This is a genomic window from Pseudomonas sp. DW-iso3 (assembly GCF_058725305.1).
In genome coordinates, this window is record NZ_JBZXDZ010000007.1 from 123,934 (window position 1) to 139,623 (window position 15,690).

At 60.6% G+C, this 15,690-nt stretch carries 14 protein-coding genes; 5 read left to right on the top strand and 9 right to left on the bottom strand.

Annotated elements, in window-relative coordinates:
• The first annotated feature begins 206 nt into the window (after positions 1-206).
• Positions 207-1,265 carry an HAD family hydrolase gene (locus tag AC4PS7_RS21240; RefSeq protein WP_021492660.1) on the top strand — a complete coding sequence of 353 codons (1,059 nt, stop codon included), beginning with the start codon at positions 207-209 and terminating at the stop codon, positions 1,263-1,265.
• 177 nt (positions 1,266-1,442) lie between these two features.
• On the opposite strand, the gene ilvD is transcribed toward AC4PS7_RS21240, so the two are convergent.
• From ilvD to AC4PS7_RS21255, 3 genes are all read right to left on the bottom strand, one after another.
• On the bottom strand, positions 1,443-3,284 hold the full coding sequence (ilvD, locus tag AC4PS7_RS21245; RefSeq protein ID WP_010207273.1) for a dihydroxy-acid dehydratase: 1,842 nt from the start codon (positions 3,282-3,284) through the stop codon (positions 1,443-1,445).
• Positions 3,285-3,647: 363 nt separating this feature from the next.
• Positions 3,648-4,847, bottom strand: a complete 1,200-nt coding sequence (locus AC4PS7_RS21250; RefSeq protein ID WP_492179736.1) for an MFS transporter — start codon at positions 4,845-4,847, stop codon at positions 3,648-3,650.
• 133 nt (positions 4,848-4,980) lie between these two features.
• A complete protein-coding gene (locus tag AC4PS7_RS21255; RefSeq protein WP_003195152.1) occupies positions 4,981-6,177 on the bottom strand; it encodes a class I SAM-dependent rRNA methyltransferase in 1,197 nt (398 codons plus the stop codon).
• Positions 6,178-6,470: 293 nt separating this feature from the next.
• Between AC4PS7_RS21255 and AC4PS7_RS21260 the strand changes: the two genes are divergently transcribed.
• On the top strand, positions 6,471-7,283 hold the full coding sequence (locus AC4PS7_RS21260; RefSeq protein ID WP_175439655.1) for an HDOD domain-containing protein: 813 nt from the start codon (positions 6,471-6,473) through the stop codon (positions 7,281-7,283).
• A 21-nt stretch (positions 7,284-7,304) separates the two neighbouring features.
• Positions 7,305-8,117, top strand: a complete 813-nt coding sequence (gene mutM / locus AC4PS7_RS21265; protein ID WP_010207270.1) for a bifunctional DNA-formamidopyrimidine glycosylase/DNA-(apurinic or apyrimidinic site) lyase — start codon at positions 7,305-7,307, stop codon at positions 8,115-8,117.
• Positions 8,118-8,250: 133 nt separating this feature from the next.
• Here mutM and AC4PS7_RS21270 read toward each other — a convergent pair whose 3' ends face one another.
• The 5 genes from AC4PS7_RS21270 to AC4PS7_RS21290 all read right to left on the bottom strand — a co-directional run bounded on the left by AC4PS7_RS21270 (position 8,251) and on the right by AC4PS7_RS21290 (position 12,882).
• Positions 8,251-8,502, bottom strand: coding sequence for a YfhL family 4Fe-4S dicluster ferredoxin (locus tag AC4PS7_RS21270; protein ID WP_003195146.1), 252 nt, complete (start codon positions 8,500-8,502; stop codon positions 8,251-8,253).
• Between the two features lie 103 nt (positions 8,503-8,605).
• Complete coding sequence (gene coaD, locus AC4PS7_RS21275) at positions 8,606-9,085, bottom strand: pantetheine-phosphate adenylyltransferase (protein ID WP_003176711.1); 480 nt, start codon at positions 9,083-9,085, stop codon at positions 8,606-8,608.
• Between the two features lie 114 nt (positions 9,086-9,199).
• Positions 9,200-10,795 (bottom strand): GMC family oxidoreductase, encoded by a 1,596-nt coding sequence (locus AC4PS7_RS21280; protein WP_042571415.1) that lies wholly within the window; start codon positions 10,793-10,795, stop codon positions 9,200-9,202.
• An 85-nt stretch (positions 10,796-10,880) separates the two neighbouring features.
• Positions 10,881-11,426 (bottom strand): hypothetical protein, encoded by a 546-nt coding sequence (locus tag AC4PS7_RS21285; RefSeq protein ID WP_010207265.1) that lies wholly within the window; start codon positions 11,424-11,426, stop codon positions 10,881-10,883.
• 28 nt (positions 11,427-11,454) lie between these two features.
• The gene (locus tag AC4PS7_RS21290) at positions 11,455-12,882 is read right to left on the bottom strand and encodes a coniferyl aldehyde dehydrogenase (RefSeq protein ID WP_010207264.1); all 1,428 of its coding nucleotides are present in this window, start codon (positions 12,880-12,882) and stop codon (positions 11,455-11,457) included.
• Between the two features lie 146 nt (positions 12,883-13,028).
• Between AC4PS7_RS21290 and AC4PS7_RS21295 the strand changes: the two genes are divergently transcribed.
• Positions 13,029-13,700 (top strand): TetR/AcrR family transcriptional regulator, encoded by a 672-nt coding sequence (locus AC4PS7_RS21295; protein ID WP_010207263.1) that lies wholly within the window; start codon positions 13,029-13,031, stop codon positions 13,698-13,700.
• A gap of 33 nt (positions 13,701-13,733) precedes the next feature.
• Positions 13,734-14,597, top strand: a complete 864-nt coding sequence (locus AC4PS7_RS21300) for a sulfurtransferase (RefSeq protein ID WP_010207261.1) — start codon at positions 13,734-13,736, stop codon at positions 14,595-14,597.
• A gap of 29 nt (positions 14,598-14,626) precedes the next feature.
• On the opposite strand, the gene AC4PS7_RS21305 is transcribed toward AC4PS7_RS21300, so the two are convergent.
• Positions 14,627-15,622, bottom strand: coding sequence for a hydrolase (locus tag AC4PS7_RS21305; RefSeq protein ID WP_010207260.1), 996 nt, complete (start codon positions 15,620-15,622; stop codon positions 14,627-14,629).
• Positions 15,623-15,690 lie beyond the last annotated feature (68 nt).

A 15,690-nucleotide genomic window follows, 5' to 3' on the forward strand; every position in this document is an offset into this window, starting at 1 on the left:
CCTGCGATTGCGAACCGAAAATCCTAACAGCTTGAAATATAATGATTTAATACCGATATGGAATGGTGACCGTCGTTTTTGGAATAAGCATTTGACGCTCAGGCACATGCCGTTGGCGCTATCACGACGCAAGCGGTCGCGCTCGGGCGGTAACTGTCACAGGGATTTGTTAGCGTCGATGTTTTTAACTCAGGGAGAAAACGCATATGAAGCTTGCTTCGAGATTGTTTGCCGCAGCGCTGTGTCTGGGCCTTGCCGGACAAACCATGGCCGCCACCGAGTTGAAACACTGGCCGGCCCCGGCCGCCGAGCAACTGAGCAAAATGATCACCGCCAACGCCAACAAGGGTAATTACGCGGTGTTTGACATGGACAACACCAGCTACCGCTACGACCTTGAAGAATCCCTGCTGCCCTACATGGAAAACAAGGGCTTGATCACCCGTGACAGCCTTGATCCGTCGCTCAAGCTTATGCCGTTCAAAGACACCGCCGACCATAAGGAAAGTCTGTTCAGTTACTACTATCGCCTCTGCGAAGTGGACGACATGGTCTGCTACCCGTGGGTCGCTCAGGTGTTCTCGGGCTTCACCCTCAAGGAACTCAAGGTGCAGGTCGATGAGCTGATGGCCTCCGGCAAACCCGTGCCCGTCAGCTATTTCGAAGGCGACGTGGTGAAGAAGTCTGAGGTGCAACCGCCGAAAGTCTTCACCGGCCAGGCAGAGTTGTACAACAAGCTGATGGAAAACGGCATCGAGGTGTATGTAATGACCGCCGCTTCGGAAGAGCTGGTGCGCATGGTCGCTGCCGATCCGAAGTACGGCTACAACGTCAAACCCGAGAACGTCATCGGCGTGACCACCCTGCTCAAGGACCGCAAGACCGGCGAGCTGACCACCGCGCGCAAACAGATCACGGCCGGCAAGTATGACGAGAAGGCCAACCTCGGCCTGGAACTCACCCCTTACCTGTGGACCCCGGCGACCTGGATGGCCGGCAAGCACGCGGCGATCCTCACCTACATCGACGAGTGGAAAAAACCGGTATTGGTAGGTGGCGACACGCCGACCAGCGATGGCTACATGCTGTTCCACGATGTGGACGTGGCCAAGGGCGGCATCCACCTGTGGATCAACCGCAAGGACAAATACATGACCCAACTGAACGGCATGATCGCCAAGCATGCGGCGGCGCAGGCCAAGGAAGGGTTGCCGGTGACGGCGGACAAGAATTGGGTGATCGTCAAGCCGGAGGAGATTCAGTAACACAATCAGTGTGGGAGCTGGCTTGCCTGCGATTGCATCGACGCGGTGTATCAGGCATAGCGAGGTGTCAGCATCGCAGGCAAGCCAGCTCCCACTGTTGATCTCCTTTGTTTGGGAAGATTATCTCCAGGCAAAAAAATGCCCCGCACATGGCGGGGCATTTTTTTTGGGCGAAGCTTACAGACCGTCGAGCATCGCTTTGTTACGCACTGCGCCTTTGTCGGCACTGGTGGCCAGCAGGGCGTAAGCCTTCAACGCCGTGGTGACTTTGCGCGGACGCTTCTCCACCGGTTTCCAGCCTTTCTTGTCCTGCTCGACCCGGCGTGCGGCCAGTTCTTCATCGCTGATCAACAGGTTGATCGAACGGTTTGGAATGTCGATCAGTACCTTGTCGCCATCCTGCACCAGACCAATGGCGCCACCCGCAGCGGCTTCCGGCGAAGCGTGGCCGATGGACAGGCCTGAGGTGCCGCCGGAGAAACGACCGTCGGTCAGCAGCGCGCAGGCTTTGCCCAGGCCTTTGGATTTCAGGTAGGAGGTCGGGTACAGCATCTCCTGCATACCCGGGCCGCCTTTCGGGCCTTCGTAGCGGATGATCACGATGTCGCCGGCTTTCACTTCGTCAGCGAGGATGCCGCGTACGGCGCTGTCCTGGCTTTCGAAGATCTTCGCGTTGCCTTCGAACACGTGGATGGATTCATCCACACCGGCGGTTTTCACCACGCAGCCGTCGAGCGCGATGTTGCCGTACAGCACGGCCAGGCCGCCTTCTTTCGAATAGGCGTGCTCGACACTGCGGATGCAGCCGTTTTCACGGTCGTCGTCCAGCGTGTCCCAGCGGGTGGACTGGCTGAACGCCGTTTGCGTCGGGATACCGGCTGGGCCAGCCTTGAAGAAGGTGTGCACGGCTTCGTCGTCGGTCTGGGTGATGTCCCACTTGGCGATGCCTTCGGCGATGGACTTGCTGTGCACGGTCGGCAGGTCGGTGTGCAGCAGGCCGCCGCGGGCCAGCGAGCCGAGGATCGAGAAGATCCCGCCGGCGCGATGCACGTCTTCCATGTGGTACTTCTGGATGTTCGGCGCGACTTTGCACAGTTGCGGCACGTGGCGGGACAGGCGGTCGATGTCGCGCAGGTCGAATTCGATCTCGGCTTCCTGGGCGGCGGCCAGCAAGTGCAGGATGGTGTTGGTGGAACCGCCCATGGCGATGTCCAGGGTCATGGCGTTTTCGAACGCCTTGAAGTTGGCGATGTTGCGCGGCAACACCGACTCATCGTTCTCGCCGTAGTAACGCTTGCACAGCTCGACAATGGTACGGCCGGCCTGCAGGAACAGCTGCTCGCGGTCGCTGTGGGTGGCAAGGGTCGAACCGTTGCCCGGCAAGGCCAGGCCCAGGGCTTCCACCAGGCAGTTCATCGAGTTGGCGGTGAACATGCCGGAGCACGAACCACAGGTAGGGCAAGCGCTGCGCTCGTATTCCGCGACTTTCTCGTCAGAAGCGCTGGAATCGGCGGCGATGACCATGGCGTCGACCAGGTCGAGGCCGTGGGACGCGAGCTTGGTCTTGCCGGCTTCCATCGGGCCGCCGGAGACGAAGATCACCGGGATGTTCAGGCGCAGGGCGGCCATCAGCATGCCAGGTGTGATCTTGTCGCAGTTGGAGATGCACACGATGGCGTCGGCGCAGTGGGCGTTGACCATGTATTCCACGGAGTCGGCGATGATCTCGCGGCTCGGCAGGGAATACAGCATGCCGTCATGGCCCATGGCGATGCCGTCGTCCACGGCGATGGTGTTGAATTCTTTTGCTACGCCGCCAGCGCGTTCGATCTCGCGGGCGACCAGTTGGCCCAGGTCCTTGAGGTGGACGTGGCCCGGTACGAACTGGGTGAACGAGTTGGCAATCGCGATGATCGGCTTCTTGAAGTCGTCATCTTTCATCCCCGTGGCACGCCACAGTGCGCGGGCGCCGGCCATGTTGCGGCCGTGGGTGGATGTTTTCGAGCGGTAATCTGGCATGGAGCACTCCGGGCGGCTAATCACTTATTAATCAGGTGCAAAGGGGAGTGAGCTTCTAATTGACGACTGGAACACTCGAAAAATGGCCGTGTGTCCGGAAGTTGCCACTCGCGTCGCGGGATCGCCGCGTGCTTGGGCCTCGAGCTCATAAACCCGCCGGGGGATGACTGGCGATGAATAAGGCCGATTCTACACCGCTGGCGGCTGGAGGGAATGGCCGGAACCGTGAAGATAGCGGCTACAGGACGTGTGGGAGATCCACAACCCACTGTAGGAGCCGGCTCGCCGGCGATAGCGGTGGGTCAGGCGCTGATGCAGCGCCAGGCATAACGCCATCGCCGGCAAGCTGGCTCCTACAGTCGGTTAGCGTCCAGTTCTGGCATTGGTCAGCCAGCCCCACAGGCTAAAGACGATGAAGCTCAGGGCGATGGTGATCAATAGGTTGGACCCGGTCTGCGCCAGGGCGGCACTGCTGACGGCGGCGGTCAGGAACATGATGCTGTTGCCCGCCGAGGCAGCAGTACCCGCACTGCTTGAGAACAGCAGCATTGCCGCAGAAATCGCCGCCGGACGAACCAGGGTCACTGCCAGCGCGCTTATCAGCATCGGGATGAGCAACGTCACTGGGGTGATGGCATCCAGGCTGACGATCAGTGTTAACAGCACGCCCGCGACGAGCAGAAGTCCCAGGCCGATATTGATTTGCCGGGACAGCGAAATCCGCTTTTGCAGGTACGAGGCCGCAACGCCACCAAGCAAGTAGGCCACGCCATATACCATCAACACCAACGCATACTGGTATTCGGAGAGCTTCAGCGTGTCCATGAAAATCAGCGGTGTCACGCTGATCAAGGCGAAGTAGCAGGCGAATACCAGTGCGGCGATCCACCAGTAGCGCAGGAAGTCGCGATTACGGGCGACGGCTTTCAGCGTGCCGATGATCGACACCGGCGTGCGGTGTGGGCTGGCGGATTTGGACGGTAGGATGCAGAGGGCATGGATCAACATGCCCAGTGCCATTACGGCGAACCCATAAAAGCTGCCTTGCCAGTCGAAGGTGGTTTGCAGCCAGGAGCCGATCAACGGCGACAGCGCAACGAATGAACCGCTCAGGGTCAAGTAGTAAAGGCGCACGCGAGCGCGGTCTTGCTCCTCGAACAGGTCTTCCACCAGTGCGTGGCCCAATACGAAGAACCCGCAACCCATGGCCTGGACACTGCGAAACAGCAGGAAGGTCAGGTAGTCCGTCGCCAGTGCGCAACCGATGGCACCCAGGATCGACAGCGTGATGCACCCGAGCAGGACTTCCTTGCGCCCCCATTTGTCCGACAGCGGGCCGGTGACCAGTTGAGAAATGGAAAAGACCAGGGTGAACAGGCTGATGGACAGCGCGACCTCGGCGGTGGGCGTATCGAACCTTTCAGCCAAGGCAGGGAAGGAGGGCAGCAGGATATTGATCGGGAAAAAACTGATCAGGGAGATGCAGGTGATGAGGATGAAGCGGGAGAGTTGTTGGCGTTTTATCTCGCCACTGAGCCGGGGCGAGTAGGTGGACTCAGACATTGTTTTTGTTTTCCGGAGTAATTCCAGAAACCGATACTAGTCTGCGAACAATGGAATTCAACCAATAACGCCATGAAGCCTGCAAATCCCCTGTAGGAGCCGGCAAGCCGGCTCCTACAGGGGGCGGTGTTAGTTAGCTATTTGGCAACAACCGGCAAGTAATGCTCTTGATGTAACGCGTCTCTGCAATCGCCGGGTGCACCGGGTGATCAGGGCCCTGGCCGCCGCGTTCGAGCATCTGGATATTGCGGTCCAGGTGACGGGCGCTGGTCAGCAGGATGTTTTGCAGGTCGTCTTCCGGCAGGTGCATGGAGCACGACGCGCTGACCAGGATGCCGTCCTTGCTGAGCAGGCGCATGGCTTGCTCGTTCAGGCGGCGGTAGGCGCCTTCGCCATTTTTCATGTCTTTCTTGCGTTTGATGAAGGCCGGTGGGTCAGCGACGATCACGTCGAAGCGTTCTTCGCTGGCTTTCAGTTCTTTCAACGCTTCAAAGACGTCGCCTTCGATGCAGGTCATTTTCTCGGCAAAGCCGTTCAGTGCGGCATTGCGCTCCACGCCGTCGAGGGCGAAGGCGGAGGCGTCGACGCAGAACACTTCGCTGGCGCCGAAGGCCGCGGCTTGCACGCCCCAGCCGCCGATGTAGCTGTACAGGTCCAGCACGCGTTTGCCTTTGGCATACGGGGCCAGGCGCGCGCGGTTCATGCGGTGGTCGTAGAACCAGCCGGTCTTCTGGCCCTGGATCACCGGGGCTTCGAATTTCACGCCGTTTTCTTCCAGCGCGACCCACTCCGGTACCAGGCCGAACACGGTTTCGACGTAGCGGTTGAGGCCTTCGGCGTCGCGCGCGGCGGAGTCGTTCTTGAACAGGATGCCGCTCGGCTTGAGCACTTGGGTCAGTGCAGCAATCACGTCTTCTTTATGGGCTTCCATGGTCGCCGAGGCGATCTGCACCACCAGGATGTCGCCGAAACGGTCGACCACCAGGCCCGGCAGCAGGTCGGAGTCGCCGTAGACCAGGCGGTAGAACGGCTTGTCGAACAGGCGGTCACGCAGGGACAGGGCGACGTTCAGACGGTGCACCAGCAGCGACTTGTCCAGCGGCAACTTGATGTCGCGCGACAGCAGGCGGGCGCAGATCAGGTTGTTCGGGCTCATGGCCACGATGCCCAGGGTCTTGCCGCCGGCCGCTTCGAGGATGGCCTGGTCGCCCGCCTGGAAGCCGTGGAGTGGGGTGGCGGCCACGTCGATTTCGTTGCTGTAGACCCACAGGTGGCCGTTGCGCAAACGACGATCGGCGTTGGCTTTGAGACGCAGGCTTGGCAGGGACATGACGTCGCTCCGGAAAAAAGAGCGGGAGTATACCTTGTTGTATAGGACTCTGTGACGCCGCCGGACATGTGGGAGCTGGCTTGCCTGCGATGGCATCACCTCGGTATGACCGCTATATCGAGGCGCCTGCATCGCAGGCAAGCCAGCGCCCACATTTGGTCCGGTTCCCATCGGTTTTTGAGGTGTCAGTCAGGTTCCTATAGAGGTTAGAATCCCCGCCTAGCCCAGAGTGTGTACTTATGTCCCAAGAGCTTTCCGCCGAACAGATCCAACAGGCCCTGCAAGGCATCAGCGTGCCGCCCCAACCGCAAATCATGGTGGATTTGCAGATGGAGCAGTACATGCCCGACCCGGACCTGGAAGTGATCGCGCGGTTGATCTCTCAAGACCCGGGCCTGTCCGGTGCACTGCTGAAGATCGTCAACTCGTCGTATTTCGGCCTGAGCAACAAGATCGCCTCGATCCAGCGTGCGGTGAACCTGCTGGGCAGCCGTTCGATCATCAACCTGATCAACGCGCTGTCGATCAAGGGCGAAATGAGCGACGACACCATCGTTACCCTCAACCGCTTCTGGGACACCGCTCAGGATGTGGCGATGACCTGCCTCACCCTGGCCAAGCGTACCGGCGCCCAGGCGGTGGACGAAGCCTATGCCCTGGGCCTGTTCCACGATTGCGGCGTGCCGCTGATGCTTAAGCGTTTCCCCAATTACATGTCGGTACTGGAGCAGGCTTATGCCAATGCCGGCCCCGACAGCCGCGTGGTCGACACCGAAAACAACGCGTTCAACACCAACCATGCCGTGGTCGGCTACTACACCGCCAAGTCCTGGCGTCTGCCGGAGCATGTGACCGACGCCATCGCCAATCACCACAACGCCTTGGCGGTGTTCAGCGATGAGTCATCGCGCAATTCGCAACTGAAAAACCTGCTGGCGATCCTGAAGATGGCCGAGCACATCTGCTCGTCCTATCGGGTGCTGGGCAACCAGGCGGTGGACCATGAGTGGAATGCCATCGGCCATTTGGTGCTGGACTACGTGGGCCTGTCGGACTACGACTTCGAAAGCATGAAGTTGTCGATCCGCGAACTGGGTGCCCACTGACCCTTTCTTCACGAGGTACACATGCCCGAGTTACCCGAAGTCGAAACCACCCGGCGTGGAATCGCGCCGCACCTGGAAGGCCAGCGGGTCAGCCGCGTGGTGGTGCGCGAACGGCGCCTGCGCTGGCCGATCCCGGAAGACCTCGATGTGCGCCTGTCCGGGCAGCGCATCGTGCTAGTGGAGCGGCGGGCCAAGTACCTGCTGATCAATGCCGAAGTGGGCACCTTGATCAGCCACTTGGGCATGTCCGGCAACTTGCGCCTGGTGGAGGTCGGCATGCCGGCGGCCAAGCATGAGCATGTGGACATCGAATTGGAGTCGGGCCTGGCCCTGCGCTACACCGACCCTCGGCGTTTCGGCGCGATGCTCTGGAGCCAGGACCCGCACAACCACGAACTGCTGATCCGCCTGGGGCCCGAGCCGCTGACTGACCTGTTTGACGGCGAGCGCCTGTTCCAACTGTCCCGTGGCAAGTCGATGGCGGTGAAGCCCTTCATCATGGATAACGCGGTGGTGGTGGGCGTGGGCAATATCTATGCGACGGAAGCGCTGTTTGCGGCAGGGATTGATCCGCGTCGGGCCGCTGGCGGCATTTCGCGCGGGCGTTACTTGAAGCTGGCCATAGAGATCAAACGTGTGCTGGCTGCTGCCATCGAGCGCGGCGGTACCACGTTGCGTGACTTTATCGGCGGCGACGGGCAGCCGGGGTATTTCCAGCAGGAACTGTTCGTCTATGGCCGGGGCGGTGAGGCGTGCAAAGTGTGCGGGAGCGAATTGCGCAATGTGGTGCTGGGGCAGCGGGCGAGTGTGTTTTGCCCTAAGTGCCAGCGCTGATTGATGAGTGATGGCTGATGCAGCCTTCGCGAGCAAGCCCGCTCCCACATTGACCGAGTTTCTTCAGGTTGAATGCGGTCAAGTGTGGGAGCTGGCTTGCCTGCGATGGGGCACCAACAGGTACTGAAAAAGCTCAAGCCTTACCGGTAATCTTCCGGTACTTCTCCATTAACTGCTCTTCCGTCTCCGGATGGGCTTCATCCAGCGGAATGCAATCCACCGGGCACACCTGCTGGCACTGAGGTTCGTCATAGTGGCCGACACACTGGGTGCACAGGTTAGGGTCGATCACGTAGATCTCTTCGCCTTGGGAAATCGCGGCGTTCGGGCACTCGGGTTCGCAGACGTCGCAGTTGATGCAATCGTCGGTGATGATCAAGGACATGGAAACTCCTGCCGCGGCAGTCAGCCAAGGCATCTGAAAAACTAATGCGCGCAATTGTGCCGCATTGGCGCCCGCAGTGCGAGCAGGCGCCGATTCAGCGGTCTTACTTCTTGAAGCGCAGGGTCAGCGCATCGGCCACGGCCGGGTGCACGAACTTGGTGATATCTCCGCCCAAAGCGGCAATTTCACGGACTAACGTCGAGGAAATGAACGAATAGCGCTCCGACGGCGTGAGGAAAAGGCTTTCCACATCCGGCGCCAGTTGGCGGTTCATGTTGGCCAGCTGGAACTCGTATTCGAAGTCCGACACCGCACGCAGGCCGCGCAGGAACACATTGGCGTTCTGCTCTTTGGCAAAATGCGCCAGCAGCGTCGAAAAGCCCACCACTTCCACGTTGGGCAGGTGCTTGGTGACCTCGCGCGCCAGCTCCACGCGCTGTTCCAGGGGAAACAGCGGGTTTTTCTTGGGGCTGGCTGCGACCGCGATGATCACATGGTCGAACAAGCGTGAGGCACGTTCGACCAGATCGCCATGGCCTTTGGTAATCGGGTCGAAGGTTCCTGGGTACAACACTCGGTTCATCGCGTCGTCCTGGCGGAGTCCGTTGGGGAACCGGATGGTATCGCAGCCATCCCGGTCGGGAAAGTCAACTTATGCAGAAGAAAGCACTATAGACATGACGAATACCGTGTTTTTTCACGCTGTTTTCAGACGTTCGGCCAATGCTGTCGCCAGTTGGGCGGTCAAACCGTACACCGATAATTGTGGGTTGGCCCCAATACTGGTGGGGAATAAAGAGCCGTCATGGATCGACAGGTTGCGCAGTTGGTGATGGCGCCCGAGGCTGTCGGCCACTGCGTTTTTCGGGTCTTCACCCATGGCGCAACCGCCCATCACATGAGCGCTGCCCAGGCAGGTGCGGTGCAACTCCAGGTTCAGGTCGTCAATCATCGTGCGAGCTTCGCCGAGGGTTTTGACGTAGCGCGCATCGTGATGCAGCGGCTTGACCGACTTGGCGCCGGCCGCGAACTGGATCTCGGCCATGCTGTGGAACGCACGGCGCAAGCCATCCCAGGCGTAGGCCGACACCTGGTAGTCGAGCACCGGCGTGCCATCGCCGCGCAACTCCACACTGCCGCCCGGGCTGTCGGGGTGGAAGCCGTCGCGCAGGAGCGCCAGCATCGCGTGGGTGTTGGGCAACTGACTCATGTCCAGGGCGTTCTGGGCGCCATAGCCGCCGAGCAGGGTGCTGGCCAACGCCGGGTGCAAGGGCGGTGCCTCCAGCTTGTATGACATTTTGCCAGTGGTGCCGTCCTGCCACTGGAAGTGATCGGAATAGATCGATTGCGGCGCGCCGTAGAACGGATTGATCACCTCGTCGAACAACCCGGCGGAGAAATTCACCAGGTGCAGGAAGGTGCGTTTGCCCAGCCGCGTATGCGGGTCAGGCGCGTCCGAGCGCATCAGCAGCGCCGGGCTGTTGATGCCGCCGCCGGAGAGCACGTAGTGCTTGGCCTTCACGGTGATCTTGCGGCCAGTCGGCGCCACGCACAGGCTATCCATGGCCACACATTCCAGGCTGCTAATCGTGTCACCGCTGTAGACGAGCCGTTCGGCGCGTGCCAGGTAGAGCAGTTCGCCACCCTTTTCCAGGGTGGATGGAATCGTGGTCACCAGCATCGATTGCTTGGCATTGACCGGGCAACCCATACCGCAATACCCCAGGTTGAAGCAGCCGCGCACGTTACGAGGGATGACATGCCAGCTGTAACCGAGCTGTTCGCATCCTTTGCGGATTACGTCGTTGTTGGGGTTGGGCGGCAGAGCCCAGGGCGCGATGCCCAGGCGTTGCTCCATTTTTTCAAACCATGGCGCCATCTCGGCGCTGCTATGGCCCTTCACCGCGTATTCGCTGGCCCAGTGGCTGAGGGTGGCGTCCGGCGTACGGAAGCTCGACGTCCAGTTGATCAGCGTCGTGCCGCCTACCGCGCGACCTTGCAGGATCGTGATCGCGCCATCCTTGCTCATGCGGCCGATGCCTTCCTGATAGAGGCTGGTGTAGGCCTCGTCTTCCAGCAGCTTGAAGTCGCTGCTGGTCTTGAGCGGGCCTTCTTCGATCAGCAGCACCTTGTAACCGGCGGCACTGAGGATTTCGGCGGTGGTGCCGCCACCGGCGCCGCTGCCGATGATCACGACGTCGGCTTCCAAGGTCAGGTCGTTGTCGAGGGTGGCGCCATTGTGGGTTTTCCAGCCACGGGCCATGCCGTCGCGGAACAGATCAGGTACGGGCATAGGAATGCACTCTTATTTTTGTACGGAGTTGCGGTCAATGTGGGAGCTGGCAAGCCAGCTCCCACATTTGATTGGGTTATCAAGGCTAAATCTTCGGCGGGCCTGGATAACCGCAGTGCGCCCATGACGTCGGCTGGAAGTACCAGGCCATGATCACCAGCTTGAGCAGCGAGCCCTGGCCCATGCGCAGCAGGTTCAGGTAGCTGTTTTCCCAACGGTGCAGGAAGTTGCGGATCTGCTCGCTGCTGGCGTTTTCCCAACTGCCCCAGATCCCGGTCAAGGGCCCACGGGTGATGGCCATGCCCAACACGTCGAACAGTTGCTGGGTGAGCTTGAACATCTCTGGCGACAGATGCTGCAGGCTGAAGTCGAGTTTTTTGAGGGTGCCCTCAATGCCGCTCGCAACCGCCTGGGCGCTGGCCACGCCTTCCAGCAACACAGGGATCACCGCGCGCAGGAACGGCAGATCACTGCTACGCAACATCACGAAACCGCTGGCCGGCGTGCTGCTGGAACAACCCGTGAGACTGGCGCCCAGCCCGGCGGTAGCCAGGAAGGCGCTGGCACACAGGCCGATTTTCAGGACGCCGCGCCGCGTCAACGCGGGTGAATCAGTCAGGCTAGGGTTCATTGTTGTTGTTATCCCGTGAGTGGCGGTTTCAGCGGATGAACAGCTTTTGGATCAACGTCTGGATCGATTTTCCGTAGGGCGGGTAGATCAACTTCGCTGCGTTCAGGCGCTGTTTCACCAGCACACCCTTGGCTTTGCTGAACGTGAGGAAGCCTTCATGGCCGTGGTAGTGGCCCATGCCCGACGGGCCGATACCGCCAAACGGCATGTCGTCCTGGGCCACGTGCAGCAGGGTGTCGTTCAGGCACACACCGCCGGAATGGGTTTCGTGAAGCACGCGGTTTTGCTCGCCCTTGTTGTAGCCGAAGTAATACAGGGCCAGCGGGCGAGGGCGCTGGTTGATGTAGGCAAAGGCCTGGTCGATGCCGCGATACGGCACGATCGGCAGCACCGGGCCAAAGATTTCGTCCTGCATCACGGTCATGTCATCGCTGACGTTCAACAATAGGCTGTGGGCCATGCGCCGCGCCTGGCCTTGGTCGTACAGTGGAATCAAGGTGGCGCCTTTGTCGGTGGCGTCCTTGACGTAGGCATTGAGTCGCGCGAGCTGTCGCTCGTTAATGATGGCGGTGTAGTCCGGGTTGTCGGCCAGGGTCGGATAAAACCCGCGAACGGCCTGGGTGTAGGCCTCGACAAATCCCTCGACGCGATCTTCCGGCACCAGCACGTAGTCCGGTGCTACGCAAGTTTGGCCGGCGTTCAGCGCTTTACCGAAGGCGATGCGCTCGGCGGCGTCCTTGAGCGGTACATCGGCGGACACAATGGCGGGCGACTTCCCGCCCAGTTCCAGCGTGACCGGCGTAAGGTGTTCGGCCGCCGCACGCATCACATGCTTGCCAATGCTGGTGGCCCCGGTAAACAACAAGTGATCGAAGGGCAACTTGGAGAACGCCATGCCGACTTCGGCCTCACCCAGCACCACGCACACCAGGTCCTCGGGGAAGATCTTCGCCAGCAGCGCCTTGAGCAGCTCGCCGGTGGCAGGCGTGGATTCGCTCAGCTTGAGCATCACCCGGTTACCCGCCGCCAATGCGCCGACCAACGGACCGATGGCCAGGTACAGCGGGTAGTTCCAGGGCACGATCACACCGACCACGCCCAAGGGTTGATAGATGACTTTGGCTGACGCGGGCTGGAAGGCAATGCCTACGGCGCGGCGGGAAGGTTTCATCCAGCCCTTGAGGTGTTTGCTGGCATAGTGAATGCCATGCAGGCTGGGCATCAGTTCGGCGAACAGGGTTTCGTCAGCGCTGCGGTGGCTGAAATCCTGGCTGATCGCATTGATCAGCGCCTGGCGCTCGTCGCTGAGCAGGTCACGCAGGGCCTTGAGCCATTGCTGGCGCTGTGCGGCTGGCGGCATCGGGTTGGCGGCGTAGGCACGGCGTTGGGTGTCGAACAGCGCCTGGAGCTGGTCCAGCACCTGGGTATCTTGCAGATAGGCAACGTTGGCAGACATGGCGGCGTTCCCGATTGTTATAGGTCTGCCTGGGTTTTTAGAGTCATTACTCTAAATTGTCAAATGTCATTACGCCCAGATGCGGATTTATCCCTGTAAGAATAGGCCGTAAGATGCCTTATCACGTGTACAGAAGCTGATCCCCTATGGCACCACGAGTAAAGACCAGCGAGCGCATTGTGCAAACCAGCCTGGAGCTTTTTAACCAGCAGGGCGAGCGCAGTGTGAGCACCAACCACATTGCCGCCCATATGGAAATTTCGCCGGGCAACCTGTACTACCACTTCCCCAACAAGCAGGCGATCATCGCCGTGCTGTTTCGCGAATACGAAGCTCTGGTGGACAGTTTCCTGCGCCCGCCCCAAGGTCGCGCCGTCACCGTCGAAGACAAACGTTTCTACCTGCAGGCCGTGTTGGCCGGCATGTGGCGCTACCGTTTCCTGCACCGCGACCTCGAGCACCTGCTGGAAAGCGACCCGGAGCTGGCGACCGGCTATCGGCGCTTCTCCCAGCGCTGCCTGACCCAGGGGGGCGCTATTTACCAAGGGTTTGTCGACGCCGGCATCCTCAATATGGACCCGGTGCAAACCGAAGCCCTGACCCTCAATGCCTGGATCATCCTCACCTCCTGGGTGCGTTTCTTGTGCACCACCAACGAAAACTCTGCCCACTTGAGTGCTGAGGCGATCAAACGCGGGGTCTATCAGGTGTTGGTGCTGGAGGCTGGGTTTGTCACGCCTCAGGCCAAGGACGCCGTGGATGCATTATTCAAAGAGTTTTACGTGCCGTTGAATCAGGCATTGGAAGAAGTGAAGTAGGACCTTTCCCGAATCTGTTCATAGGAGTCCGTCATGCCGCTTGCCCAATTGATCAGCCCCCAGCAACTGGCCGAGCGCCAGAAGGCCGCCTCGGTGGTGATCCTGGATTGCCGCTTTGCCCTGGAAGACCCGGACTACGGGCGTTGCAGCTATGCCGAAGGGCATATCGAGGGCGCGCAATACGCCGACCTGAACCGACACCTCAGTGGCACGGTGATCAAGGGCGTGACCGGGCGTCATCCATTGCCGGCGGCAGAGACGTTGGTTCAGCGATTGCGGGCGTGGGGCATCAGCGCTGACACCGATATCGTGTTGTATGACGACGGCCCCGGCGCCTATGCCGCCCGCGCCTGGTGGCTGCTGGCCTGGCTGGGTAAGCGTGATGGCGTGTTTATCCTGGATGGCGGCCTCAAGGCCTGGCACGGCGCAGGTTTCCCACTGAGTCTGGACGCGCCGCTGGTGGCGCCTGGGACATTCGCCGGTACGCCGGACAACCGACTGTTGCTGGACGCCGAACAGCTGGAAAAACGCTTGGGCCAGCCGGAACTGACACTGATCGATGCCCGCGCTCAACCACGCTTTCGCGGTGACGTGGAGCCCATCGACCCCATCGCAGGGCATATCCCTGGAGCGCAATGTGCGGCGTTCAATGAAAACCTGGACACCGACGGCCGCTTCCTGCCGGCTGCACAGCTCAAGCAGCGCTTCGCTGCCCAGTTGCAGGGACGTTCGCCGGATGAGCTGGTGGCGTATTGCGGTTCGGGCGTGACGGCGTGCCACAACCTGTTCGCCCTGAGCCTGGCGGGTTACCCGTTGGGTAAGTTGTACGCAGGTTCATGGAGCGAATGGATTACCGATCCAAAGCGCGAAATCGCTACAGGCGACTCAGTCAGTTGAGATGTAAACCCAAGCCAGCGCCCACAGGGTTAACCGTGTTGTGCCAGCAGCCATTGAGGAATACGCCGCTCCAAGTAGTAACCCGGGCGTTTCAGGGTGCCATCGACAAATCCGACATGCCCACCCTTGGCCAGCAGCTCAAACTCCGTGCACGCCGACAGTTCGCTCGCTTCAGGTAGGCTGTGGGCGAACACAAAGGGGTCATCGGCGGCCTGGATGATCAGGCTTGGGGTGCGGATATCGCCCAGGTAATAGCGGCTCGATGCACGGCGGTAATAGTCCTCGGCACTCAGAAACCCGTGCAGAGGCGCGGTGACCCGGCCGTCGAAATCCCAGAACGTGCGCATCTTTTCCAGTGGGCCCAGGTCTTCCAATGCCTTGAGCCCGTCTGTCCGGCCGTCCAGCAGGAAACGGCTCTGCTTGACGCGGATATACGCCAGCATTTCACGCATGAAATGCTTTTGATAAACCCGCGAAAAGCCCAGGCCGATGCGATCCGCACACTGGTCCAGACGAAACGGCACCGACACCGCCGCCGCGCCTTGCAGCCCTGATGCCGAGCCGGTTTCGCCCAAATGCTTGAGCAGCACATTGCCGCCCAGTGAATAACCCACGGCATACAACGGCGCCAACGGCCGTTTGGCCCGCAGATGGGCAATCGCCGCCGCCAGGTCTTCGCTGGCACCCGAGTGATAGCTGCGCGCCAACAGATTCGGTTCGCCCGAACAACCACGCCAATTCAATGCAGCGCTGGCCCAGCCTTGCGCGGCCAGGGCTTTCTGCAGGCCGGCCACGTAGGGCGAGTTGGAGGAACCGGTCAGCCCGTGCAGCACCAGCACCAACGGCGCTTGCGCGTCGTGGGGGCCATGCCAGTCGAGGTCCAGGAAGTCGCCGTCTTCCAGCCACAGGCGTTCGCGTTGGCGTTCGATATGAGTAGTGGGGCGCCACAGCGGCCCCCACAGCGTTTGCAAGTGGGGGTTGCCGAGGCCGAAGGCGGGGGTGAATGTGTTAGCGCAAGGGTTCATGCCGATCTCTGTAATGAGCGGTGCGACGATTCGACAAGCCCGCTCACCACAAAAGCTCGCTCGCCCGG